This is a genomic window from Sulfitobacter delicatus (assembly GCF_900102535.1).
GTDB classification, from domain to species: domain Bacteria; phylum Pseudomonadota; class Alphaproteobacteria; order Rhodobacterales; family Rhodobacteraceae; genus Sulfitobacter; species Sulfitobacter delicatus.
In genome coordinates this window covers 69,534-94,177 of sequence record NZ_FNBP01000005.1, presented here as the reverse complement: position 1 = coordinate 94,177, position 24,644 = coordinate 69,534, and the positions used below count along the sequence as shown (strand labels likewise).

At 62.1% G+C, this 24,644-nt stretch carries 23 protein-coding genes; 10 read left to right on the top strand and 13 right to left on the bottom strand.

Features of this window, described 5'->3' with window-relative positions:
• Positions 1 to 65 precede the first annotated feature (65 nt).
• Together hfq and hflX are read left to right on the top strand one after the other, a co-directional pair.
• A complete protein-coding gene (hfq, locus tag BLS57_RS10730; RefSeq protein ID WP_007119530.1) occupies positions 66 to 305 on the top strand; it encodes an RNA chaperone Hfq in 240 nt (79 codons plus the stop codon).
• Positions 302 to 1,600: a GTPase HflX gene (hflX, locus tag BLS57_RS10725; protein WP_093742077.1), complete on the top strand. Its 1,299-nt coding sequence runs from the start codon at positions 302 to 304 to the stop codon at positions 1,598 to 1,600. The genes hfq and hflX overlap by 4 nt, the downstream gene beginning before the upstream one ends.
• Positions 1,601 to 1,603: 3 nt before the next feature.
• On the opposite strand, the gene BLS57_RS10720 is transcribed toward hflX, so the two are convergent.
• Complete coding sequence (locus tag BLS57_RS10720; RefSeq protein WP_425274343.1) at positions 1,604 to 2,107, bottom strand: cell wall hydrolase; 504 nt, start codon at positions 2,105 to 2,107, stop codon at positions 1,604 to 1,606.
• A 190-nt stretch (positions 2,108 to 2,297) separates the two neighbouring features.
• On the opposite strand from BLS57_RS10720, the gene BLS57_RS10715 reads away from it, so the two are divergent.
• Positions 2,298 to 2,699 carry a DUF2177 family protein gene (locus BLS57_RS10715; RefSeq protein ID WP_093742075.1) on the top strand — a complete coding sequence of 134 codons (402 nt, stop codon included), beginning with the start codon at positions 2,298 to 2,300 and terminating at the stop codon, positions 2,697 to 2,699.
• Here BLS57_RS10715 and BLS57_RS10710 read toward each other — a convergent pair.
• Positions 2,696 to 3,262: a pseudouridine synthase gene (locus tag BLS57_RS10710; RefSeq protein ID WP_093742073.1), complete on the bottom strand. Its 567-nt coding sequence runs from the start codon at positions 3,260 to 3,262 to the stop codon at positions 2,696 to 2,698. The two genes, BLS57_RS10715 and BLS57_RS10710, sit on opposite strands and share 4 nt — an antisense overlap.
• Entirely contained in the window at positions 3,259 to 5,724 is a 2,466-nt protein-coding gene (locus BLS57_RS10705) for a penicillin acylase family protein (protein WP_093742071.1), read from the bottom strand. Before BLS57_RS10705 ends, BLS57_RS10710 begins: the two co-directional genes overlap by 4 nt.
• Positions 5,725 to 5,820: 96 nt before the next feature.
• Here BLS57_RS10705 and BLS57_RS10700 point away from each other — a divergent pair, with 96 nt between their 5' ends.
• Positions 5,821 to 6,693 (top strand): NAD(P)-dependent oxidoreductase, encoded by an 873-nt coding sequence (locus tag BLS57_RS10700; protein ID WP_093742069.1) that lies wholly within the window; start codon positions 5,821 to 5,823, stop codon positions 6,691 to 6,693.
• A 126-nt stretch (positions 6,694 to 6,819) separates the two neighbouring features.
• Here BLS57_RS10700 and BLS57_RS10695 read toward each other — a convergent pair whose 3' ends face one another.
• Both BLS57_RS10695 and hemB read right to left on the bottom strand, forming a co-directional pair.
• Positions 6,820 to 7,386, bottom strand: a complete 567-nt coding sequence (locus tag BLS57_RS10695) for a lipid-binding SYLF domain-containing protein (RefSeq protein WP_093742067.1) — start codon at positions 7,384 to 7,386, stop codon at positions 6,820 to 6,822.
• A gap of 123 nt (positions 7,387 to 7,509) precedes the next feature.
• A complete protein-coding gene (hemB, locus tag BLS57_RS10690; protein ID WP_093742065.1) occupies positions 7,510 to 8,514 on the bottom strand; it encodes a porphobilinogen synthase in 1,005 nt (334 codons plus the stop codon).
• Between the two features lie 120 nt (positions 8,515 to 8,634).
• Between hemB and BLS57_RS10685 the strand changes: the two genes are divergently transcribed.
• Positions 8,635 to 9,162 (top strand): component of SufBCD complex, encoded by a 528-nt coding sequence (locus BLS57_RS10685; RefSeq protein WP_093742063.1) that lies wholly within the window; start codon positions 8,635 to 8,637, stop codon positions 9,160 to 9,162.
• 31 nt (positions 9,163 to 9,193) lie between these two features.
• Positions 9,194 to 12,673: a transcription-repair coupling factor gene (gene mfd / locus BLS57_RS10680; RefSeq protein ID WP_093742061.1), complete on the top strand. Its 3,480-nt coding sequence runs from the start codon at positions 9,194 to 9,196 to the stop codon at positions 12,671 to 12,673.
• Positions 12,674 to 12,691: 18 nt separating this feature from the next.
• Here mfd and BLS57_RS10675 read toward each other — a convergent pair whose 3' ends face one another.
• Positions 12,692 to 13,924: a multidrug effflux MFS transporter gene (locus tag BLS57_RS10675; RefSeq protein ID WP_093742059.1), complete on the bottom strand. Its 1,233-nt coding sequence runs from the start codon at positions 13,922 to 13,924 to the stop codon at positions 12,692 to 12,694.
• Positions 13,925 to 14,041: 117 nt separating this feature from the next.
• Positions 14,042 to 14,686: a DsbA family oxidoreductase gene (locus BLS57_RS10670; protein ID WP_093742057.1), complete on the bottom strand. Its 645-nt coding sequence runs from the start codon at positions 14,684 to 14,686 to the stop codon at positions 14,042 to 14,044.
• A 105-nt stretch (positions 14,687 to 14,791) separates the two neighbouring features.
• On the opposite strand from BLS57_RS10670, the gene BLS57_RS10665 reads away from it, so the two are divergent.
• The gene (locus BLS57_RS10665) at positions 14,792 to 15,415 is read left to right on the top strand and encodes a helix-turn-helix domain-containing protein (protein ID WP_093742054.1); all 624 of its coding nucleotides are present in this window, start codon (positions 14,792 to 14,794) and stop codon (positions 15,413 to 15,415) included.
• A 90-nt stretch (positions 15,416 to 15,505) separates the two neighbouring features.
• Here BLS57_RS10665 and BLS57_RS10660 read toward each other — a convergent pair whose 3' ends face one another.
• Positions 15,506 to 15,982 (bottom strand): arsenate reductase ArsC, encoded by a 477-nt coding sequence (locus BLS57_RS10660; protein WP_093742051.1) that lies wholly within the window; start codon positions 15,980 to 15,982, stop codon positions 15,506 to 15,508.
• An 82-nt stretch (positions 15,983 to 16,064) separates the two neighbouring features.
• Positions 16,065 to 17,783 (bottom strand): extracellular solute-binding protein, encoded by a 1,719-nt coding sequence (locus BLS57_RS10655; protein WP_093742363.1) that lies wholly within the window; start codon positions 17,781 to 17,783, stop codon positions 16,065 to 16,067.
• A 398-nt stretch (positions 17,784 to 18,181) separates the two neighbouring features.
• On the opposite strand from BLS57_RS10655, the gene BLS57_RS10650 reads away from it, so the two are divergent.
• Complete coding sequence (locus BLS57_RS10650) at positions 18,182 to 18,967, top strand: 3-hydroxybutyrate dehydrogenase (protein WP_093742049.1); 786 nt, start codon at positions 18,182 to 18,184, stop codon at positions 18,965 to 18,967.
• Entirely contained in the window at positions 18,968 to 20,002 is a 1,035-nt protein-coding gene (locus BLS57_RS10645; RefSeq protein WP_093742047.1) for a patatin-like phospholipase family protein, read from the top strand.
• Here the strand turns inward: BLS57_RS10645 and BLS57_RS10640 are convergent, their stop codons facing one another.
• The 4 genes from BLS57_RS10640 to BLS57_RS10625 form a co-directional block, all read right to left on the bottom strand.
• Entirely contained in the window at positions 20,003 to 20,734 is a 732-nt protein-coding gene (locus BLS57_RS10640) for a DUF502 domain-containing protein (protein WP_093742045.1), read from the bottom strand.
• Between the two features lie 83 nt (positions 20,735 to 20,817).
• Positions 20,818 to 21,741: a pseudouridine-5'-phosphate glycosidase gene (locus BLS57_RS10635; protein ID WP_093742043.1), complete on the bottom strand. Its 924-nt coding sequence runs from the start codon at positions 21,739 to 21,741 to the stop codon at positions 20,818 to 20,820.
• Positions 21,738 to 22,622, bottom strand: coding sequence for a PfkB family carbohydrate kinase (locus tag BLS57_RS10630; protein ID WP_093742041.1), 885 nt, complete (start codon positions 22,620 to 22,622; stop codon positions 21,738 to 21,740). Before BLS57_RS10630 ends, BLS57_RS10635 begins: the two co-directional genes overlap by 4 nt.
• Before the next feature lie 41 nt (positions 22,623 to 22,663).
• Complete coding sequence (locus BLS57_RS10625) at positions 22,664 to 23,491, bottom strand: DUF4198 domain-containing protein (RefSeq protein WP_093742039.1); 828 nt, start codon at positions 23,489 to 23,491, stop codon at positions 22,664 to 22,666.
• Here BLS57_RS10625 and BLS57_RS10620 point away from each other — a divergent pair.
• Positions 23,490 to 24,632 carry a HupE/UreJ family protein gene (locus BLS57_RS10620; RefSeq protein WP_093742037.1) on the top strand — a complete coding sequence of 381 codons (1,143 nt, stop codon included), beginning with the start codon at positions 23,490 to 23,492 and terminating at the stop codon, positions 24,630 to 24,632. The two genes, BLS57_RS10625 and BLS57_RS10620, sit on opposite strands and share 2 nt — an antisense overlap.
• The last annotated feature ends 12 nt before the right edge of the window (positions 24,633 to 24,644 follow it).

Here is a 24,644-nt window from a genome sequence, read left to right as displayed (position 1 = left end):
CCATACTTGGGCGCAATGGGGGGGTCCGGTACGCGGACGCCAGCAAGAACAAAGGCGAGACTACGATGGCGTCAGACAGACAGAACCTACAGGATGCGTTCCTCAATCACGTGCGCAAGACCAAGGTCCCGGTGACGATCTTTTTGATCAACGGGGTCAAGCTGCAGGGCGTGATTACGTGGTTCGACAACTTCTGCGTTCTGCTGCGCCGCGATGGTCAGAGCCAGCTTGTCTACAAGCACGCGATCTCGACCATTATGCCGAGCCAGCCGATCAGCCTTTATGAGGGCGAAGACGCTTCTTGAGCCGTCCAACTTTTCAGATCGACAACAGCGACGGGCCCCGCGTAACACGCGCTTGGGTGCTGCATCCTGACATCAAGTCCGACAACGACCGGCGCGCGCCCGAGCCCGCGCTGGCTGAAGCCGTGGCCTTGGCCGAGGCGCTGCCTGAGTTGGAGGTTGTCGGCTCCGAAGTCGTGCCGCTGCGCACGGTTCAGGCCGGTATGCTTTTCGGCAAGGGCAAGATCGAAGAACTTGAGCAGCGCATGAAGGCGGCTGAGGTCGAGCTTGTGCTGGTAGACGGGCCGGTCACGCCTGTGCAACAGCGCAACTTGGAGAAGGCTTGGGGCGTCAAACTGCTCGACCGCACCGGGCTGATTCTCGAAATCTTTAGCGACCGCGCCGCCACCCGCGAAGGTGTGTTGCAGGTCGAGATGGCCGCGCTGAATTATCAGCGCACGCGGCTGGTGCGGGCTTGGACCCACCTTGAACGCCAGCGGGGCGGTTTGGGCTTTGTTGGTGGTCCGGGTGAAACGCAGATCGAGGCCGACCGCCGCGCCATTGACGACCAATTGGTGCGCCTGCGCCGACAGTTGGAAAAGGTCGTGAAAACCCGTGCTCTGCACCGCGCCGCACGGGCCAAGGTGCCTTTCCCGATCGTGGCGCTGGTGGGCTATACCAACGCCGGGAAATCCACGCTTTTCAACCGTTTGACCGGGGCCGAGGTCATGGCCAAAGACATGCTCTTTGCCACGCTCGACCCGACCATGCGCAGCCTCGTGCTGCCCGATGGGCCAGAGATCATTCTTAGCGACACCGTTGGCTTTATCTCAGACCTGCCGACCGAACTGGTCGCCGCTTTCCGCGCCACTTTGGAAGAGGTGCTGGCCGCTGACATCATCTGCCACGTGCGCGATGTGTCCCATGCCGAGACCGAAGAGCAGGCGCAGAACGTGCGCGATATCCTTGCATCCTTGGGCGTGCCGAAAGAGACCCGCAGTTTCGAGGTTTGGAACAAGCTAGACCTGCTGCCCGAAGACCGCGCCGACGCCATGCGCGCCCGTGCGGCGCGCAACGAAGACGTGCTGGCAATCTCGGCCATCACCGGCGAAGGGTTGGACAACCTGCAAGAAGTCATCGCCGAAGCGCTGCAAGGTGCCGTGCGCGAGGCGGTGCTGACGCTTGACTTTGCAGACGGTAAAAAGCGCGCTTGGCTCTTTGCACAGGATGTTGTCGAAGGCGAGCGCCAGACCGAGGACGGGTTTGAGATCACCGTGCGCTGGTCGGCCCGGCAAGAAGCCGAATTCCAACAGCTTTAAACGTCACTCTTCGGGGAAGGGTCGCCGGTTGGTGACCTGCTCGGGGCGGCGCTTTTCATAAAAGGCGTTGCCGCCCGCTGTCACGACGTAGTGCATGTTATTGTAATTCGCCCGGTACCACGCGGCGTGAAAAAACTTGGCGCGGGACACTTTGGGATGCCGCTCGCCGCTAAGCACGGCCACCGCCATCTGTCGCGCAAGGCCTGCACCCTTGTTCATCGGTTTGGTCATCACCCCCGGCGCAAATTGATTGCGCTGACCAACGACGCCGCAGACGGTGTTGGGGAAACTGTCAGAGTGGACGCGGTTCATCACCACACTGCCGACCGCCAGCATCCCGTTAGGGCTGGAACGGTTGGATTCGAAATACATCGCCCGCGCCATACATTCGACCTCCGCCGCAGCCGGGCGCGGTTTGGGCTCTTCTCGCGATCCGCCGCAGGCGGTCAGTACGGTGAGGCCGATCAAGGCGAGGGTGATTTTCGAATGTTGTGTCGTGATGCGCAAAGTCCGGACCTCCTGAAACCCCCGTCTATGTGCTTTCGATTGCGGGTGGGAATCCAGCAGAAATTGGTCTGGGCGCGGGAAACTGGCTCCTATCCGCTGCTCGGTTGCGCTTTTGGACGCATAAATCGCGCCAATTGGTCGCAATCGTGTCGCAGCGCTTCATATCAACTTCAAACAAACCGGAGCCGCCATGACCCTCGTGATCCTCTACCTCGCCACTTTCATCCTGTTTATGGGGCTCGACTACCTCGGGCTGACTTACATTATCAAACCCGTGTTCGAGCGCGACATCGGGGACTGGCTCTTGGATGATTTCCGAATTGCGCCCGCCGGGGTGTTCTATGCCTTTTACGTCGGCGTGTTGCTCTACTTCGTGGCTTGGCCCGCGATGACCCAAGACCAGTCGCTGCTTTGGGTCTTTGGCAATGGCGTGCTGATCGGCGCCATGGCCTACGGCACCTATGAGTTCACCAATCTCGCGACGCTGAAAGACTGGACCTATGCCATGGTGGCGCGGGACTTCACCTGGGGCTCGCTGCTGACCGGCACGTCTGCGACACTTGGCGTGGCGATCACGCGGGCGCTGACCTAACGGCCATCCTCACTCGACCAGCGCCACATGCCGGGCTTTAGCCCGGCCAAGGCCCAATCGCCGACGCTTTCGCGGATCAGCCTCAGCGTCGGCAGCCCCACATGCGCCGTCATGCGCCGCACTTGACGGTTGCGGCCCTCGCGGATGGTGAGGCGCAGCCAAGCCTCCGGCACCGTCTTGCGAAAGCGCACCGGCGGGTCGCGGGGCCAGAGGTCTTGCGGTTCGTCGATCTGCGCGACCTCGGCGGGTTTGGTCATGCCGTCTTTCAGCATCACGCCTTTGCGCAGCGCTTCCAGCATCTTGTCATCCGGTGTGCCTTCGACCTGCACGAGATAGGTCTTGGGGCGTTTGTATTTCGGATGCGCGATGCGGGCCTGAAGCGGGCCATGATCTGTCAGCACCATCAGCCCCTCGCTGTCGCGGTCAAGCCGCCCTGCGGGGTAAAACCCCTTTTCATCGATATAGGCCGAAAGGGTCGGGCGGCTGCTGCCCTCGGTCCCCTTATCGGTGAATTGCGAGAGCACGCCGTAGGGTTTGTTCAGCAGGATCACACGGGCACTCATTGCGCAGGCTCCAGCCGCGTGACACCCACGGCGGCGGCGCGGGCGAGGTCTTCGTCCAGCGACATCGGAATATATTCGCCGCGCCGCCAGAGTTGGGCCATGTCGTCATAATGCCGGGACAGGAAATGCCCCGATTGGCCAGTGGAGGTGACAAAGACCGAACTGTCGGGATCGGCGAAATCATAGACCCCGCGATAGCCCGCGCCATGCACGTTGAAGAACGGATCTTTTCCGGTGCCCCGCGTGAGACCGCGCTGCAGCGTATTGTCGCCGCCAGAGGTCGACTGGCGGATGTTCACGAAATAACGCAGCAAGGGCACTTCGCCCAAGACGGGGTGGTCATGCGTCGCCTGATGCGCGTCGCCCCAGCGGAGGGATTCAAGCTGCGTGCCCCAAGTCTCATTGATCCACAGCAGCGCGTCGTCGAGCGCAAGGCGGGCCATGTCGTGGCAGGTCTCAACCGGCGCGGATTGGCGCACGTCGCACCATTTTGCCGCACCGTCGACATCGCGAAAGGCGCGTTCGATGAAGAGCGGCTGCACATGGGTGAACTCTTCGGCCAAGGGGCCAAGCTCGTCGCGGATCAGACGGTCCTGCAAGGCACGCACCCATGCGGCGTAGATCAGCGGCTCTGGCAAATGTTCGTTCATCTCGCCCGACCAACCCGCAAGCAGGTCCAGCGCACGTTGGCGTTGGCGCTCAGGCGTGCCGTCGGGCGCGGCCTCTCCGGTGAACCACAGTTCTGTGCCGATCAGAGGCAGAAGGGCGCGGGCGGTGGGGCTGACCGTATCAAGCTGCGCTTCGATGAAGCTGTCGCGGGTGTGGACCTCTCTGTTCTGCATCAGCCGCTGCCAGCGTTTTACCCGCTGGGTGTCCCCCCAGACAAAGGAGACATGGTTCGGAAAAGGCCGGTCGACGGTCTTGTTGTTGGTATTGCCTAAAATGCCGCCCGCGGGTGCAATGAACTCAGGATTGGCGGTATAGGGTAGCATCCCGTCCCAACGGTTCGCCGCGATCCAGCCGGGGCTGGGCATGCGGCCTTGGCTCTGGTGCTGGGCGTCGCGGCGCGGCAGGGCGCCGATGGTCTTCATCGCGATGGTATCGCGGTCCACCAGTGTGAGGTTCTGGGCGGGGGCGACATAGTCCGTCGCGGCGTTGATCGCCTGTTGCACGGACTTTGCCCGCATTACCTTCATCGCAGCGGCGAGCGAGGTGTCATCGTCGCGCAGCACGGTCGCGGCGACGGAGGCCACATGGCCCGCTGGTGTGATCTCACCGAGGTTGTAGTGGCTGCCGGGCATGACGGGGCCATTGTCTGTCCAGCGCAGGGTGACGGTGACGGGGTCGGCGTCTTTGATGTTGATGATCGAGGACCGTTTGCGGAATTTTTTAAAACCGTCGGGGGTGCGGTATTCCTCGCTGTTGTCGGGGTTCAGCTCTTCGATATAGACGTCTTGGTCGTCGACATAGGCGGTGGTCAGCCCCCAGCCGAGGTCAGCGCTGCGGCCCGTGAGCACCACCGGCATGCCGGGGATCGTACCCCCGATGACGCCGCCGCTCTCAAGCTCCAGCCGGGCCAGATACCAGATCGCCGGGGCGCTGAAGCCGAGATGCGGGTCATTAGCAAGGAGGGTGCCGCCTGCCGCCGAGCGTGAGGGGGCGGCGGCCCAAGCGTTCGAGGCCCCCGCGAAGGCCTGCGATTTGAAGGGGGAGAGGGGGTGGCTGTTGACCGTCTGGCTGCCCGCGAAGCGCGTGGCATTTGGGAAAAGCGCAGCATATTCCGGCAGTGCTGCGACGCCGGAGCCCGGCACATCTGGCAGAATGTCGTTCAGCCGCTTTTCATCCGTCAGCGCCAGCGACACCCGCGCACGCAGCACTTCGGCTTCAAGATGGCCGGACATTTGCAGCCCCATCAGCTTGGCAATCGCCAGCGAATCCGCCGGGCGCCAAGGGGCCATGGGGGCGTTAAAGAGCCACATTTCGGGCGCGCCACGGCCAAGCGCTTCGGTGTTGATCTGGTCGAGCCGGGCATTGATCCCGGCGGCATAGGCTTCCAAAGCGGCGTCGGTTTCGGGGTCCAACTGCTCGGCTGAGCGGGTGGCTAGACGGTAAATATCATAGCGCCGCATCAGCTTGTCAGTGGTCAGCGTGGCGGTGCCAAAGACCTCCGAGAGCCGCCCCTGAGCCGTGCGGCGTAGGGTGATGAGTTGCCACAGCCGGTCCTGCGCATGGGCGAAGCCGAGGCCAAAGAAGACGTCTGCATCCGTTTCGCCAAAGATATGGGGCACATTGGCGTTGTCGCGCACGACCTCGACTGGTGCTGTGACGCCGCGGACCTGTACCGTATCGTCATAGTCGGGCAGGGAGCGTGCGGCGAACCAATAGACCAGCAGTAGAACCACCACGCTCAATGTGATCAGAGCCACCGCCAATCGGACAAGCCAGCGAAACATCAGTGCCATCGGAAAGTCCTCGACTGGCGCGCAGATTGACCGGGGCGCGCAGGGTGGTAGGTGTAGTCACAGGCAATAACGCAACTGAATGACAAGGAAAAGCACATGGCAAAGCTCGCATTTCTGGGACTGGGTGTCATGGGCGCCCCGATGGCAGGGCACCTGCAAAAAGCCGGCCACGAGGTGACCGTCTATAACCGTACTGAGAGCAAAGCGCAGGACTGGGTAAAGACCTATGGCGGTGCCATGGCCAAGACCCCGCGTGAAGCGGCGAAGGATGCGGATTTTGTCATGGCCTGTGTGGGCAATGACGACGATCTGCGCTCGGTCTGTCTGGGCGATGACGGTGCCTTTGGCGGCATGACGGCAGGGGCGATCTTTGTGGATCACACAACCGTTTCTGCCGCCGTGACGCGGGAGCTTTATGCCGCCGCTGATGCGGCACAGGTCAGCTTTATCGACGCGCCGATCTCGGGCGGTCAGGCGGGGGCGGAAAACGGCCAATTGTCGATCATGTGTGGCGGTGACGCGGGGGCGTTCGACCGGGCGCAGCCGGTAATGGAGGTCTATGCCAAGATTTGCCGTCGGATCGGAGACAGCGGCGCGGGCCAGATGACCAAGATGTGCAACCAGATCGCCATTGCCGGGCTGGTGCAGGGTCTGTCCGAGGCGCTGCACTTCGCCGAGAAGGCGGGCCTTGATGGCCGTGCAGTGGTTGAGGTGATCAGTCAAGGCGCCGCGGGCTCTTGGCAGATGGAGAACCGTTACGAGACCATGCTGGACGATGAGTTCAACCACGGGTTTGCGGTGGATTGGATGCGTAAGGATCTTGGCATCTGTCTGGACGCGGCGGATGAAACCGGAGCGAGCCTGCCGGTGACGGCGCTTGTCGATCAGTTTTATAAGGATGTGCAGAAGCTTGGTGGGGCGCGGTGGGATACGTCGAGCCTTATCAAGCGCTTGCGGGCGATGGGCTAAGGTCTAGCACGAAGGTCAGCGCCGACACGCGGGGTGGCGCAAAAGCGCCGCCCCAGGGGGGCGGGTCGGCGCTGCCCGGCCTGAGGCCGGGCGGTACTTTAGATAGGTATGTTCTGCTGCCGAAACTTACGGAATGATCCGCGAGTACTTCGTGCCCTCTAGCGTCGCGCCAATCCGCAGGCCAGCGCGGCCAAAGACGGCGGCCAGAACCGGCGCCATAACGGTCGTGGTGTCAGCCGAAACACTGTCGCCTTTGTCAGAGATCACATATTCCAGCCCAGCCCCCGCAGCCCAACCCGGCGAGCGGCGGAACTCGCGCAGCGCAGGTTCGGTCATAAAGAACAACACATGCGCATACTGCTGCGCGCCGATCTGCAAGCCGCCCGAAGCTTTGGTGACCGAGTAGTAATCCACCGTCACGTCATTGACCCGCAGCGCGCCGCGCCCGTAAGCGCCGCCAAAGCCAAGGCCCGCTTCGGTGACCAGCGGCATGACCAACATGCCGTTTGCCTTTTCGGCCAACTGTCGCGTGTTGGGATAGCTGCGGTACATCTCTGCCAAGGTCGCGTCGACCCGTGCGTCGATCATCGCACTGCCGCGCCCGCCCACACCGTTGCCGCAGGCCGCTGTGACGCCAAGCGCGGAAAGCGCGCCGAGAGTCACGATGCGCCGTGTATATGTCTGATTGCTCATATCATCTGCCTGTAAATTGAATGTCTGCCTGATGTCGGTTTGCCCGACTTGATGCGCAGATTACGCATAATTAGGCGCCTTGTCATGTCGAATGGCCCTATTGCGCAGAAATACGCCCTTAGGTCACGCGCCTTTGCCCAACAAACGCGCCACTTCGGGGGCAAAATAGGTCAAAATCCCGTCACAGCCCGCCCGTTTGAAAGCCAAGAGGCTCTCCATCATCACCCGATCGCCATCGACCCAGCCCTGATCGGCAGCACCGCGGATCATGCTGTATTCGCCCGACACCTGATAGGCAAAGGTCGGTGCGCCAAAGGCGTCTTTCACGCGGTGGCAAATGTCGAGGTAAGGCATGCCGGGTTTGACCATGACCATATCCGCGCCCTCGGCGAGATCGCGGGCGACAAGGCGCAGGGCTTCGTCGCTGTTGGCCGGGTCCATCTGATAGGTCTTTTTGTCTCCGGTCAGCGCCGAGGACGCGCCGACGGCATCGCGGAACGGCCCGTAAAAGGCGCTGGCGTATTTCGCGGCGTAGCTCAGGATCATCACGTCGTGATGCCCGGCCTGCTCCAAGGCGTTGCGGATCGCGCCGATGCGGCCGTCCATCATGTCCGACGGCCCGATGATATCCGCGCCTGCCTCGGCCTGCGCCAATGCCATCTTGACCAGCGCCGCGACCGTGCGGTCATTGACGATGATGCCGTCTTCGACAAAGCCGTCGTGGCCGTTGATGTTATAGGTGTCCAGCGCCACATCGGTCATCACGACCATATCGGGCAGCGCCTGTTTAATCGCGGCAATCGCCCGGTTGGCGGCGTTCTGCGGATCCCAAGCGCGGGCGCAATCCTCGGTCCGGTCCTCGGGGCCGGTGTAAGGAAAGACGCAAACCGCGCCTATCCCGAGATCCGCCGCTTCGCGCACCGCTTCGACTAGCTTGTCGACCGAACGGCGCATAACGCCGGGCATGGAGGGGACGGGCTCTTCAATGCCGTCGCCTTCGCGCACGAAAACCGGCCAGATCAAGTCGCCCAAAACCAACGCGTTCTCACGCACCAGAGCGCGGATACCGGCATTGGCGCGGGTACGGCGCAGGCGGGTGGCGGGGAAGGGGGCGTTGATCGGTTGCATCAAAAATACCTCGGAAAGACCTCGCTAGGGCTTGCCATTTATTTCTCAACGCCTCAACCCTATGAATTAACATGCTGGCCCGCTAGAAGTGCCGGACGACAGACAGCGAACGAGCAGGCCTTGGACTGGTATCAGACCCTCTTTGAAATGATCGACATGCGATCCTTCTCGAACCTATGGTTCTGGATCATGCTGGCGGTGATGTGGTCCACGGCCAGCCATTGGGTGCTGGGCGTGCCCTTCGACATGGTGCTGCGCGCGCGGCGCTATGGCGGAGAGGCTGAGGCCGATCTGGAAGACATCGTGCGGATCAATGTGAACCGGCTGCTTTATATTGCGCAGGTTTCGGGGCTGTGGCTCTTGGGGCTAGGGTTCTTTGCGCTGACCTCACTGGTGCTGCTCGCCTTTGTCTATGACATCGAATTTGCCCAGGCCGTCCTTCTCTTGGGCTTCCCGATGTCGCTGGTTGGCATGCTGAGCCTCTCAACCGCCAAGTTAATCCGGGTCGAAGGCTCCACCGGCGAGGTGCTGCGCCGGCGTTTGATGCGGCACCGGCTTTATACCCAGATCATCGGCATGGTCTCGATCTTTGTCACGGCGGTCTGGGGAATGTACCAAAATCTGGCCGTTGGCCCGCTGGCGGGTTGACAGGCCCCTCAGCAGAGCCAATTGAGACCGGATGAACGATCCGCGCAATATCACCCTCTCCGGCGTTCCCGAAGGCTTTGATGCCCGCGCCATTCTCAATGAGGTCGCCAAGGGCGGCCAGCCGGTGGCCCATGTGGCGCGCGATGACAAGCGCATGGCCGCGATGCAGGCCGCGCTGCGGTTCTTCGCCCCCGACATGCCGGTCGTTACCTTCCCAAGCTGGGACTGTTTGCCTTACGATCGTGTCTCGCCCAATGCGGATATCTCCGCGCAGCGGATGGCGACCCTGGCGGCGCTGGTGCATGGGATGCCCGAGAAGTTCGTCCTGCTGACCACGCTCAACGCCGCGACCCAGCGTATCCCCGCCCGCGCCACCCTGCGCGATGCGGCCTTTGCGGCCCAAGTGGGCAGCCGGATCGACGAGAGCGCGCTGCGTAACTTCCTTGTGCGTATGGGTTTTGTGCAAAGCCCCACGGTGATGGAGCCGGGCGACTATGCCGTGCGCGGGGGCATTATCGACATTTATCCGCCGGGAGACCTTGGCCCCGTGCGGCTTGATCTCTTTGGCGATGTGCTCGATGGCGCGCGACGGTTCGACCCGGCAACGCAGCGCACCACCGAAAAGCTTGATATGATCGAACTGGCCCCGGTCAGCGAAGTCATTCTGGACGACGCCGCCATCACGCGCTTCCGACAGAACTACCGCATCGAATTTGGCGCCGCAGGCACAGACGATCCGCTTTACGAGGCGATCAGCGCGGGCCGCAAGCATCAGGGTGCGGAACATTGGCTGTCCTTCTTCCAGGACGATCTGGAAACGCTGTTCGACTACTTGCCCAATGCCACCGTCACGCTGGACGACCAACTGACCCCCATGCGCCTTGCGCGGTGGGACACAATCGCGGACCAATACGAAACCCGCCAACTGGCGATGAAGACCCGCTCCAAGATGGACAGCGTCTATAAACCCGCGCCGCCTGAGGGTCTCTATCTGACGGACGACGCCTGGCAGCAGGCGCTGCTGGGGCGGCGGGTGATCCAGTTCAACCCGTTGCCGCAGCCGACCGGGCCGGGAGTCTTGGACGCAGGCGCGCGGATCGGGCGCAACTTCGCGCCAGAGCGGCAGCAGGAATCTGTAAGCCTTTTCGGAGCGTTAGCATCGCACATTAAAGCGAAACTTGATGCCGGTCCGGTGTTGATTGCCAGTTACTCCGAAGGCGCACGCGAACGTCTGACAGGGCTCATTGAAGACGAAGGTTTGGCCGAGGCGATCCCGGTGACGGACGCCACGCGCATCGGCAAGCGCGGACTGCATCTGGCAGTTTGGGCGCTGGAACATGGTTTTGAAGCGCCGGGAATGACGGTGATTTCTGAGCAAGACGTGCTCGGCGACCGTTTGATCCGAGCACCGAAACGCAAACGCCGGGCCGAGAACTTCCTGACCGAAGCGCAAAGCCTCAGCCCCGGTGATCTGGTGGTCCATGTGGACCACGGGATCGGGCGCTATCACGGCATGGAGGTGGTGACGGCAGCAGGTGCGGCGCATGAATGTCTCGTGCTGGAATATGCCGAGCAATCAAAGCTTTATCTGCCGGTTGAGAATATCGAACTGCTGTCGCGCTATGGCCATGAAGAAGGGCTGCTCGACAAACTCGGCGGTGGTGCGTGGCAGTCGAAGAAGGCCAAGCTCAAAGAGCGCATCCGCGAGATGGCGGACAAGCTCATCCGCATCGCGGCAGAGCGGGCGCTGCGCAAAGCGCCCGTCCTCGACCCTCCGCCGGGCATGTGGGACGCCTTCTCGGCGCGCTTCCCCTATACTGAGACTGACGACCAGTTGCGCGCCATTGGCGATGTGATCGACGACCTGACAAGCGGCAACCCGATGGACCGTTTGGTCTGCGGCGACGTGGGTTTCGGCAAGACCGAGGTCGCCATGCGCGCGGCCTTTGTCGCCGCCATGTCCGGCGTGCAGGTGGCGGTGATCGCGCCAACGACCCTGCTGGCGCGGCAGCACTACAAGAGCTTCGCTGAACGCTTCCGAGGTTTCCCGATCGAGGTGCGCCAGTTAAGCCGTTTTGTCTCGGCCAAAGAGGCGGCGGCGACGCGGGACGGGATGGCGAAGGGCACGGTCGATATCGTCATCGGCACCCATGCGCTGCTCGCCAAGGGCATCCGGTTTAAAGACCTCGGTCTGTTGGTCATAGACGAAGAGCAGCACTTTGGCGTCGGGCACAAAGAGCGCCTCAAAGCGCTGCGCACGGACATTCACGTGCTGACCCTGACCGCGACGCCGATTCCGCGCACCCTGCAACTGTCGCTGACCGGGGTCCGCGATCTGTCGGTGATCGGCACGCCCCCCGTGGACCGTCTGTCGATCCGGACCTATGTCAGCGAGTTCGACGCGGTGACAATCCGCGAGGCGCTGCTGCGCGAACATTACCGGGGCGGGCAGAGTTTCTATGTTGTGCCGCGCCTAAGCGATCTGCGCGAAATCGAGGACTTCTTGCAGGCACAACTGCCGGAGCTGACCTATGTGGTGGCCCATGGGCAGATGGCGCCGGGCGAGTTGGACGATCGGATGAACGCCTTTTACGACGGCAAGTTTGACGTGTTGCTGGCGACCACGATTGTGGAATCCGGCCTCGACATTCCCACCGCCAATACGATGGTCGTGCACCGGGCGGATATGTTTGGTCTGGCACAGCTTTACCAAATCCGGGGCCGTGTGGGCCGTTCCAAGACGCGGGCCTATGCCTATCTGACGACGAAACCCCGCGCGAAACTCACTGATACCGCGCAGAAACGTCTGCGGGTGCTGGGCAGTCTCGACACGCTCGGCGCGGGCTTTACGCTGGCGTCCCAAGACCTCGACATTCGCGGGGCGGGCAACCTGCTGGGCGAAGAGCAATCCGGCCAGATGCGCGATGTGGGTTTTGAGCTGTACCAGTCGATGCTGGAGGAGGCGATTGCCAAGATCCGCACGGGCGAGATGGAAGGCCTCAGCGAGGCCGACGAGCAATGGGCGCCGCAGATCAACCTCGGCGTGCCTGTGCTGATCCCCGAGGACTACGTGCCTGATTTGGACGTGCGGCTTGGTCTCTATCGTCGTCTGAGTGAACTGTCGACCAAGGTGGAGCTTGAAGGCTTTGCTGCCGAGTTGATCGACCGCTTTGGCAAGCTGCCGAAAGAGGTCAACACGCTGATGCTGGTGGTGCGGATCAAGGCGATGTGCAAACGCGCCGGGATCGCCAAGCTCGACGGAGGGCCGAAGGGCGCGACGATCCAGTTCCACAATGACAAGTTCGCCTCGCCTGAGGGGTTGGTGCAGTTCATTCAAGACCAGCGCGGCTTGGCCAAGGTGAAAGACAACAAGATCGTCGTGCGCCGCGATTGGAAGTCGGATGCGGATAAGATCAAAGGCGCTTTTGCCATTGCCCGAGATCTGGCGGAGCATGTGGTGGCCAAGCAGAAGAAGGCGAAGAAGGCCAAAAAGGCGAAGGCCGAGGGCTAAGCCTTTGACAGGCGGCGGTTATTCCGCCGCTGCTGCCAACCGGTTTTCCACGCGCCCCATGTAGAGCATCAGCGCAAAGCCCGCCGCTGCCATGCAGAGCATCGCCAGCGCCAGCGGCTTGGTGGTGCCATCAAACATCAGCCCCACCGGCGAGGCGATGAATGCCGCCAGCACCGTGGAAATCGCACCAACGACCGAAGCCGCCATGCCCGCGATATGGCCCATCGGCTCCATCGCGATGGCGTTGAGGTTGCCCAAAGTCAGACCGGCTTGGAAGAACAGGCAGGTTTGGAAGAAGACAAAGGCCGCAAAGCCGTAAGGGTCGGGCAGGGCGCCGAGGTTCAAGAAATACATAGCGCCGGACAGGAATATCTGGACGCCAAGCGCAATGCTCACCAGCCGCCGCATGCCATAGCGCACGACCAGCAGGGCGTTGATCAGGCTCGCACTGGCCGCGACCACAGCGATACCGCCGAACCACAGGGGGAAGCTGTCGCCTCGGCCATAGACGCTGTCATAGATCGGCTGAACCAGCATCAGCATCGAAAACAGCATCGCCATGGCCAGAGACTGCACGAGGATCGACAGGCGCACCGACGGGTGGGTCAGCAACTCGCGCACCGCCCCCATAATCAGCCGCGCCCGGAGAGGGCGGCGGTTTGCGGGCGGATGGGTCTCGGGCAGGCGCAGGCCCATCCAGATGACGGTCAGGAGCGAAAACACGACAAAGGCCACGAAGATCGCCCGCCAGCCGGCGACGAGGATGATGCCTGCGCCCAGCATCGGGGCCAGCGCTGGCACGAGGGCAAAGACCATCATCACCACTGACATGATCCGGGCCATCTCGCGCCCGGCATAGAGGTCCCGGATAATCGCCACGGCCACCACGCGAGGGCCGGACGCGCCGAGGCCCTGGAACAGCCGCGCGACAAGCATCACTTCCAGCGAGTTGCTCATCCACGCGACAAAGGCCGAGAGCGCATAGAGCGCGGCCCCGCCAAAGACGACGTTACGGCGGCCATAGGCATCCGACAAAGGCCCGCTAAAGAATGTGCCAAGCCCCATGCCGAGCACAAAGGCCGTCAGGATCAGCGGCGCGCGGTGGGCCAGTTCGGGTGACAACTCGGCGGCGATCTCGGGCAGGGCGGGCAGCATGGCGTCGATCGAAAAGGCGATCGTGGCGAACATCATCGCAATGAGGCCGATAAACTCGATCCGGCCCATGGTGAATTCAGGGTTTTGGGTGGTCATGCCGCGCTCCGACGGTATCTCCTCGCGACAACGCAACGCGGGAGGGCTTCAGGAATCAAACTTGGTTGCGCTCTCGATAGTCGAGAGCGCTTAACTTAGCAATGATCGCGGCCGCGTTTAGCCTTGTTGCTTCGACAGATCGGCAATGACCTGCGCCCATAGCTCGGGCGGTTGCGCGCCGGGCACGGCATGGGTGTTGGCGACGATGAAGGTCGGCACCGAATTGATGCCCATCTTGCGGCTATGCGCATCGCGGTCGCGGATGTCTTGGGTGTCGACGTCCGATTTCAGCAGCCTTGTGACCACGGCGGCGTCCATCTCGATGCTGTCGGCGATATCGGCGAGCACCTCGATGTCGCCAATGTCGCGCGCGTCGACGAAATAGGCTTTGAAGAGCGCCGAGACGGCAGCCGTCTGGCGACCCTCGATGCCCGCCCAATGGATCAGACGGTGCGCGTCCAGCGTGTTGGGCGTGCGTTGCATCGCTTCAAAGTTGATGTTCAGCCCAGCCTTCTCTGCATGTTCCACCACAGGGGCATAGGCTTTCACCGCACCTTCTTTACCGCCGAACTTACCCTCAAGATAGGCGCGGCGGTCCATGCCTTCGCGGGGCATGTCGGGGTTCAGCTGGAACGGATGCCATTCGATGGCGAAGGGGTGATTGGGGTTGTCCATCAGCGCGCGGTCGAGATGGGCCTTGCCGATGTAGCACCACGGGCAGATCGGGTCTGACATGATATCGAGTTTGATTGCTTCGGCCATGCTGCGTCCCATCTGTTGCTGCGGGCAGGACATAGCGGGCTGGGGCGGCTATCGCAAGGCGGCTGGGACGTTGCAAGCGTCGGGGGGCAGGGCTATAGCACCTTCATGACAGACACGCCGCCGCCTTCCCTTATCCAGATCGCCCGCGCAAGCGGTGCGAACGAGACCGCCCCGCCGGTCGACCTTGGGGCGCGCGTGCGCGAGTTGCGTAAAGCCCGCAACTGGACGCTGGAACAGGCCGCACGGCAGGCTGGACTGGCCCGCTCTACGCTGAGCAAGATCGAAAACGGGCTGATGTCGCCCACCTATGACGCGCTGAAAAAGCTCGCCGTGGGGCTAGAGATCACCGTGCCGCAACTCTTCACGCCGCCCGCCGGGGAAAAGATCACAGGCCGCATGGCCGTGACCCGCGCCGACGAAGGGGCGGCCAAGGCGACCAGCACCTATGAACACGTCCTGCTGGCCGATGCGTTGCGCAAAAAGCAGATGCTGCCCTACCGCGCCCGTATCCGTGCGCGACGGATGGAAGAGTTCGACGGTTGGGTGCGTCATGACGGTGAGGAATTTCTCTATGTGCTGACGGGCATGGTGCGGCTGTTCACGGAGTTCTATGAACCCGTCGACATGCGCCGCGGCGATAGCGCCTATTATGACGCGACCATGGGGCACAATGTCGTCTCGCTCAGCGATGAGGATGCGACGATCCTTTGGGTGACCTCGCTGACTTGAGGTTTGGCCCGCTGGTCCGCCCGTAAAACCGTTTGAAGCTGCAGCCTCGGTGAGCGTGCACTCGCGATAGAGACTGAGCCGAGCGCTTGGCTATGCAAGCGCGCCGATCTGGGTCAGATGCGCTTGCAGCGCGGCCCGGTCCATCTCTTCCACAGGGGCTGCCAAGAAGGCTTCGGCGCGACGGCGCAAGATGGCATAGGCTTGGGTAAAGGCGGCGTCCTGTACCTCGGGGGCGGCGGCGGCAGGGTCTTCCACGCCCCAGTGGCCACGTAGGGGCGTGCCGGGCCAGAGCGGGCAGGTTTCGGCCGCGGCGGAGCCGCAGACGGTGATGACGATATCCATCTCTGGCGCGTCATCTGTGGCGAACTCATCCCAGCTTTTGGAGCGGAAGCCCTCAGTGTCATGCCCCCGCGCGGCCAGCAAAGCCAGCGCTCCGGGATGCACGCGCCCCACAGGCTGACTGCCCGCGGAGTGCACCGAAATGCGCCCCGCGCCGAGATCGCGCAGCAAAGCTTCGAGCAGAATGGAACGCGCGGAATTACCAGTGCAGAGGACGAGAATGTTCATAGGTCAAACCTTCAATTGATGCCAGCAGGGATAGAAAACGCCCCGCTGGGTCACAAGTGAAACTTTTATGACAAAGGGCCCGTCACTCCGCCGGCTTCCACCACCAGACTTCGGGCATGTAGTTCGGTCCGTCGCCATAGAGCGGGATCGTGTCAGGGTAGGCCATACGCGCGTCATGGGCGATGAGCCCTTCGTCGAACTGCCAGAACGGCACGACATAGCGACCTGCGGTTAGGATACGGTCCAGCGCGCGGGTGGCGGCGACGAATTCAGAGGTCTCGCGGGCCAGCAACATACGGTCAATCATTGCGTCCACGGCGGGGGATTTGACCCCCATCAGGTTCCGTGTGCCCGGAAGATCGGCCGCCTCAGACCCCCAGTAAAAACGCTGTTCGGTGCCGGGGCTGAGCGAAAGCGAGCGGCGGAAATAGGTCATGTCGAAATCATATTCGTTCTGGCGCGCAACGAACTGCGCATCATCAACGGTCTCGATCTGCACTTCGATGCCGAGCCGGGATAAGGCCCGCCCGTAAAGCTCTGCAATCGCGAGGTTTTCCCGGCTACCTTTGGAAAGAAGAATGGTAAAGGTCAGCGGTGTACCGTCGGCGCGTTGCATGGTGCCGCCCTCGGCCTCGAAGCCCGCAGCCGATAGCTGCTGCAGAGCTCTACGGATACCCGCACGATTGCGCGCCGAACCGTCTGCGACGGGCAGGGCGTAGCCGTCGATCGTGCCAGGGGGCAGCGTGTCGGCATATTCATTCAGCAGATCAAAGACTTGGCCGGTGGCCGGGCCGTCGCGCATCGCCAAATCGGAGTTCGAGAAGTAGGATGTGATCCGTGGCAGGGCCCCGCCGGTCAGCGTTTCATTAATATACTCAAAATTGAAGGCCGAGATCATCGCATCCCGCACCCGCCAGTCATCGAAAGGCGCGCGGCGGGTGTTCATCACGAAACCTGTCATCCCCGAAGGCTTGCTATGGGGGAAGGTGGATTTGACAATCTCGCCCCGGGTGATGGCCGGGAAGTCATATTGTGTGGCCCAGGTCTCGGCATTGAATTCGCGCACGGCTGAGATTTGACCGGCTTTGAAGGCTTCAAACAGCACATTGGCATCGCCGTAGAAGTCGATCTTGATCTCGTCGTAGTTATGCGTGCCCCGGCGGAAGGGGACATCTGTGCCCCAATAGTCCGGGTTGCGGGTGAGCGTCACCTGACGCCCGGCTTGATAATCACTGATCACATAGGGACCGGTGCCAAGCGGGACCGCATCGAGGGGTGCATTGGCGAAATCCTTGCCTTCCCACTGCGCTTTGCTGAGGATCGGGCGCATCCCGGCCAGCAGGGCCAGCTCGCGGTTGTCGCTGTCAAAGGTCATGCGCAGACTGCGCGGGCCGGTCTGCTCGATGCTCTCAATCTGTTTGCGCAGCCCGTGGTAGCGCGGGTGGCCCTCACTGCCCAGCAGGTCGAAGGAGAAGATCACGTCTTCTACCGTGACGGGGGTGCCGTCAGAGAACTGGGCTTCTTCGCGCAGGGTGAATTCTACCCAAGAGCGATCATCGGGCACCTCAATCGATTCGGCGAGCAGCCCGTACAGGGCGAAGGGTTCGTCCCACGAACGGCCCATCAAGGTCTCATGCGTGAAATGCGCCAACTGCCAAGGCGCCGTGCCTTTGCGCACGAAGGGGTTCAAGCTGTCGAATCCCCCGGTATTGCCCAAGACGATCTCGCCACCCTTGGGCGCGTCGGCGTTCACATAGGGCAGTGAGTCGAAATCTGGTGGCAATTCAGGCGCGCCATACATAGCGATTCCATGCTGGGGCTCGGCAAAAGCGGCCCCGGCGGCCAGAATCAGTGAAGAAAGCGCCGCAACACCCCGTCCTTTAGAGAAAAAATCCCAGCTCATTTTCGAAACAATCCCGCTCTGCCCTTATTTTCTTGAGTTTATGCTTACCTGCGGATTCCCGCCTTATCAAACTTTTAGCTTGGATTGTGACGGTAGATTGCGTATACAGAGGTCACTGCTCGATAGGTTTCTTGCCTGTATGAAACCTGCCTCAATAACTTACGCCCGCTTCGTGCGGGCGTTTTTTTTTGGCCAGTGGCCTGAACGAATTGCGGCCAGCTTTCGCCAAGATCCCCTTTCCCTTTGGTCGCTTCGCAGTACATGATGCAGCCGCAGCATGAACAAGGAGACGCGCCATGGCTTTCACCATCGATCTGTCCGGTAAGACCGCGGTCATCACGGGATCAAACTCAGGAATCGGTCTGGGCATCGCCTGGGAACTGGCGCGCGCCGGGTCCGACATTGTGTTGAACTCGTTTACCGATGACGAAGCCGACCACGCGCTGGCGCAGCAGATGGCGGATGAATGCAACGTAACGGCCCGCTACATCAAGGCCGATATGTCCCAGGGTGAGGAGTGTCGGCGCTTGATCGCCAAGGCGGGCAAATGCGACATTCTGGTGAACAACGCAGGCATCCAGCATGTCGCGCCGATCCCTGAATTTCCTGTTGAGAAATGGGATGCGATCATCGCGATTAACCTATCGTCCGCCTTTCACACCACCGCCGAAGCGCTGCCGATGATGCGCAAGGCGGGCTGGGGCCGGGTGATCAACATCGCCTCGGCGCATGGTCTGACGGCATCGCCCTATAAGTCCGCCTATATCGCCGCGAAACACGGGATTGTCGGCCTCAGCAAGACCACGGCGCTGGAGACGGCGAAGGAGCCGATCACCTGTAATGCGATCTGTCCGGGCTATGTGCTGACGCCGATCGTGGAAAAGCAGATTCCCGATACGATGAAAGAATACGACATGTCACGCGAGGAGGTGATCGAGCAGGTCATGCTGACCCGCCAGCCCAGTCGCGAGTTTGCTACCGTCGAGCAGATGGGCGGCACCGCGACTTTCCTGTGCTCGGACGCTGCGGCGCAGATCACCGGCACAACCATCAGCGTCGATGGCGGCTGGACGGCGTTGTAAATGGCCGCGAAGAAACGCATCAACCTCGCACTTCAGGGCGGCGGCGCGCATGGCGCCTTCACCTGGGGTGTGTTGGACCGTCTGTTGCAGCAGGACGATCTGGAAATCTGCGGAATATCAGGGACTTCGGCGGGGGCCTTAAACGGGGCCGCGCTGAAGTCTGGCATGATCGCCGGGGGGCGCGACGGCGCGGGCGAAAACCTCGCGTGGCTATGGGGGCAGGTCTCGGGCATCTCTGACTTGCGTCTGTCCCATTGGCTGGCGCCCTTTGGGTTAGACAAGCTCAGTCAGGCGATGGAGTATTCCTTGCCCGTCGCGATCTCGGATTCGATGACGCGGGTGATGTCGCCTTATGCCTACGGGCCGTTTTACCGCAACCCGCTGGAGGATGTGGTCAAGCGCTTTGACTATGGCCGGGTGGGGGCGAATGCAGCGCCTTACTTCTTTGTCTGCGCGACGCGGGTGCGCAACGGCAAGATCCGGGTCTTTGAGGGCGAAGAGATCGGGCCCGACGCGCTTTTGGCGTCCGCCTGTCTGCCGACGCTTTTCAAAGCGGTCGAGATCGACGACGCCCAGACCGGCCAGCGCGAGGCCTTTTGGGACGGTGGCTATACCGGCAACCCGGCGCTCTTCCCGCTGTTCCGCGAGGATCTACCCGAGGACATCGTGGTGGTAAATATCAACCCGCTGGAACGCGACGCCCTGCCAACCACGCCGCAACAAATTCAGAACCGGATCAATGAGATCAGCTTTAATTCCAGCCTGTTACGCGAGATGCGTGCGATTGACTTTGTGCAGCGTCTGATCGCGGATTGCACGCTGCCCGAGGGGCGGATGAAGCGGGTCCATATGCATATGATCGCGGATGATGAGCTGATGGCGAAGCTGTCGGTCGCGACCAAGCTGATGCCGAACCCGGCGGTGATCAAAGCGCTGCGCGAGGCCGGTGAAGCGGCGGCGGATCGGTTCTTGGCGGATCACTACGATGACCTAAACCAGCGCAGCAGCGTCGATCTGCCGGAAATGTTTGGCTGATTACTTCGGCTCTGACAACTCCAGCGCCTCGGGCAGGTCCGCACCGGGGCGAGGGGGATAGACAAGACCGGCGGAGATCACCAGCTTCGCTGCATCCTCAACGCTCATATCAAGCTCGATGACATCCTCGCGGGGGACAAAGAGCAAGAAGCCCGAGGTTGGGTTCGGCGTCGTGGGCAGGAAGATCGACATCATCTCGCCATTGCCCTTGGTTCGCGCCAGCACTTCGCCCTTGGCCTCGGTCGAGATAAAGCCAAGCGCCCAGATGCCGCGCCGGGGGTATTCGATCAGGCAGGCGGTCTCGAAACTGCGCTCGGACTGGGCAAAAATCGTCTCGGAGATCTGTTTGATGCCAGAATAGATCGTGCGCACCACCGGGGTGCGCTCGACCAGGCTTTCCGCAAAACGGATCATCGAGCGGCCAATCAGCCCTTTGGCCATCCAACCGACCATGATGGTGAAGATGAGAAAGATCACCACGCCGAGCCCGCGGATGTTGATCTGCATCGACGGGTCGAGGCCGAGCAGATCCTGCAACAGGCGGTCGGGGTGGTAGGCTTTGGGCACCAGCGGCAGCACGAAGCCGTCGATCCAGCCGACGACGCTCCAGATCAGCCAGATCGTTAGCCCCACAGGGGCAATGACCACCAACCCGGTCAGGAAGGAAGCGCGCAGCTTTGCCACGAGGCTGCGCCGGACCTGTGTCGGGTCAGGATCGAAAGGTGTGTTCATCTGGTCGTTTCCGAAGCGTTAGTCGCCTCATAGCTAAGGCGAATACCCCCCTCCGGCAATGGCACGACCGCGTTTTTCACTAATCAGCGCGGCAGCTTGGACAGATGTGCCGCGATTTTCGCCCCCAGCCGGGCATTGTTGCGTACCAAGGCGATATTGGCGGTGAGCGAGCGGCCCTCGGTCAGCTCAAAGATACGCTGCAAAAGGAAGGGGGTCACGCCCTTGCCATGCACGCCCTGTGCATCGGCCTCGGACTGTGCCTGCGCGATGATGGGGGCGAGTTCTTCGGCAGGGATTTCCGCATCTGCGGGGATCGGGTTGGCGACCAATTGGCCCCCCGGCAGGCCCATCGCGCTGCGGGTGCGCTGTGCTTTGGCGATTTGGGCGGGATCGTCGAGGCGCAGAGGCGATTGTAGCGGCGAACCGGCGCTCCAGAAGGCGGGGAAGCTGTCTTGCCCCACGGTGATAACCGGCACGCCTTGGGTTTCCAACACTTCCAGCGTTTTGGCCACGTCGAGGATGGCTTTCGCGCCCGCCGCGATGACGGTGACCGGGGTTTGGGCCAGTTCCAAGAGGTCTGCGGAGATGTCAAAGCTGTCTTCCGCGCCTTTGTGCACGCCGCCGATGCCACCGGTGGCAAAGACTTCGATGCCTGCCAGATGCGCGGCGATCATGGTGGCTGCGACAGTGGTCGCACCTGTGCCGCCCGATGCGATGCAAACGGCCATATCGGCGCGTGAAAGCTTCGCCACGTCCTTGGCCTGCGCCAAGGCGCTGAGTTCGTCGTCGTCCAGCCCGATGTGCAGCGCGCCATTGATGACAGCGATGGTGGCGGGCACGGCGCCAGCTTGGCGGATGTCATCCTCGACCTGCCGCGCGACCTCAAGGTTCTGCGGATAGGGCATGCCGTGGGTGATGATGGTGCTCTCCAACGCCACGATTGGCGCGCCGCTGTCGCGGACTTTGGAGACTTCGGCGCTAAAGGTCAGGGGCAGGGCGGTCGTCATATCTTGGTCTCTCCGGAAACATAGAGGGCGGCGGCGTCGAGCGCGGCCTTGAGGGCGGGTTGCGCAACCGCACCGCCGAGTTCAGCCGCCACATGAGCCGCCATGAAAGTATCGCCCGCGCCGGTGACACGCGCCACATGCACCTCGGGCGGGGTGAGGGTGATCAGACCGTCCGGCCCGCCCACGGTCGCAGGGTTGCCGCCATCGGTGACCACGGCGCGCAGCGCACCGCGTGCGAGCAGGGCTTCTGCGGCCTCGGGGGAGCTGTCAAAGGTGGACTGGCACAGCAGCCCGGCTTCTTCGAGGTTCACGTAAAGCGTCCCGCGTTTGGCTTGCAGGAACGGGGAAAGCCGCAGCGCCTTTCCGGGCGAGGCCGGGGCGACACGCAGATCGGCCTGCGCCAGCAGCGGGCTTTGCGCCATCTGGGCCAGCAGATCGACGGTCAGATTGCCATCCAGTGCCACGGCACCGGTATAGGGCGACGGCAGGCTGCCATCTTCCAGCGGGCGCAGGATCTTATCCCCCGCCGCTTCCAGCGAATGGGCATCGGCAATCGCGGCGATCAGACCGTTGGAGCCTTCGACGGCCATATAGCGGTCTGTCGGCAGGTCGTCCGAGCGGTAGACATGGTCGGTGATCAAGCCACGCAGCGCACAGGCGGCGATCAATTCATCGCCCTCCGCATCGCGGCCCACGGCCGAGAGCAGCGCCGGGGTCAGCCCGAACCGCGCCAGCGCCATGCCGATATTGAGCGCCACGCCACCCGGCAGGCGGGTGATCCGCCCCGGCATGTCAGAGCCTTGGCGCATGGCGTTTTCAGAGCGGCCAATCACGTCCCAAAGGACGGAGCCGATGCACAGAATATCAGGTGTGTTCTTCATCCCGCGCTTCTAGCCGCCAAGCCTTGCCGCGTGCAAGCCGCCTATTGCGGCACGCTGAAGGTTAGTGCGGCCCAGAGGGTTTCCCAGACCGGCTGATTGGCATCGACATCTTTGCCTGTACCAACCCCCTCAACAGGCCGCAGCACCACGGCATCAAAGAGGTATTCATGGCCTTTGGAGACGGGAATCACCGCTTCGCCCGCAGTGTCGGTGCGGTGCATGGTGATGGTGACATCGCCCTCCGGCCCACGGTCAAAGACTTCGATCTGCGCATCGGGGCGTGGTGCGTCTTGATAGCGCAGCGCGACCTTCATCTGCCCGTCGAACCCTTCGGCATAAGGATTGGTCAGCGCCACAAACTCCGTCGCCATCCCGGTTGGCGCGTCTTGCCCTTCACCGCTGCCGACGGCGATCAGGGTCTTGGCATGGCGGGTGTAACGCTCTTTAAAGCGGTCTTGCGGCCAGCCGTTTGCGATATGATCGGCCTCGGCCTGCGGAAAGTCCTTGTGGTTGGTGAACGACAGGAACTTGTCCCAGTCCTTATAAGTAACCGTGAGAGGCGAAGCTTCCATGATCGCGACCAGTAGCGCGTCCTCCGCCGGAGCGGAGACCGCGAGCGCCGGGGTGTCGCCTGCGCGTGCTTCGACGGGGTTTGCAACACCATCCACGATGACCTCGAACCGCGAGACGCGATTGGGCAGATAGGAATAGACCGATCCGACAAACTCCTCGCCATTGCGAAAGTTCACTGCGATGTTTTCGCCGCTTTCGACTTGATAACTTTGCGGAGACAGCCAGTATTCATGGCCAAGCACCGGGCCGAGCGGCAGGGCGCAGAACAAGACGAAACTCAGGCGGGACAAAGACATGCGGGCAACTTTCCTATTGGTCAGCTCAAAGCTGGCGCAACTGCTGGTCTTGTCAATGGCTTTGGTCTGGCTGACCACGAGTCTGCGTGCGCATGAGGTGCAGCCCACCATTGCCGATATGTCGGTTTCCGAGAACCAATTGCTGCTGGACCTGCGGGTCAACCTCGAAGCACTGCTGGCGGGTATTGATCTGGACGAGGTCGAAGATACCGACAACGCCGAGAACGCTGGCGACTATGATGACCTGCGCAGCCTGCCCGGGGACCGGATCGCCGACCGCGCGCCGGAACTGCTGGCCACGTGGAACGCGCTACCGGTGCTGAGCATCAACGGTGCGCCCGTGGCCTTGAGCAGTGTTGAGGTTTTGGTCCCTGATGACGTCGACCCCGAATTGCCCCGCGCCAGCACATGGCGGTTGGCAGCGGACCTGCCTGACCGCGCGACGCAGGTGCAGGTCTCCTGGCCGGACGGTGCCGGAGCACTGGTGCTGCGCCAGCAGGGGGTTGAGGACCCCTATACCGGATATCTCGCAGGGGGCGGAGCCAGCCCAGAGATCGAGATTTCGGGTGGGGATGCTCAGAGCGGTCTGCAAACCTTTGCAAGCTACATCCCCGTCGGGTTTGACCATATCCTGCCCAAAGGGTTGGACCATATCCTCTTTGTGCTGGGGCTGTTCTTTCTTTCGACCCATTTGCGCCCGCTGGTTTGGCAGGTGTCGGCCTTTACACTGGCGCATACGGTAACACTGGCGCTTGGGGCCATGGGCTGGGTCAATGTGCCGGGGGCGATTGTCGAGCCGCTGATTGCCGCGTCGATCGTCTATGTCGCGGTTGAGAATATCTTCCATTCCGGACTGAACCGCTGGCGCCCGCTGGTGATCTTTGGGTTTGGCCTGCTGCACGGCCTGGGTTTTGCCTCGGTGCTGGGCGATTTCGGCCTGCCGGCGGGGCAGTTTGTGCCTGCGTTGATCGGGTTCAACATTGGCGTCGAACTGGGACAGCTAACGGTGATCGCCATTGCCTTCGTCTTGGTCGGCTGGGCAATGAAACGCGATTGGTATCGCCGCGCAATCGCCGTGCCTGCATCCTGCGTGATTGCGGCGGTTGGGGCCTATTGGTTCATTGAGCGGGTCTTTTTGTAAGGCAGCCCATCT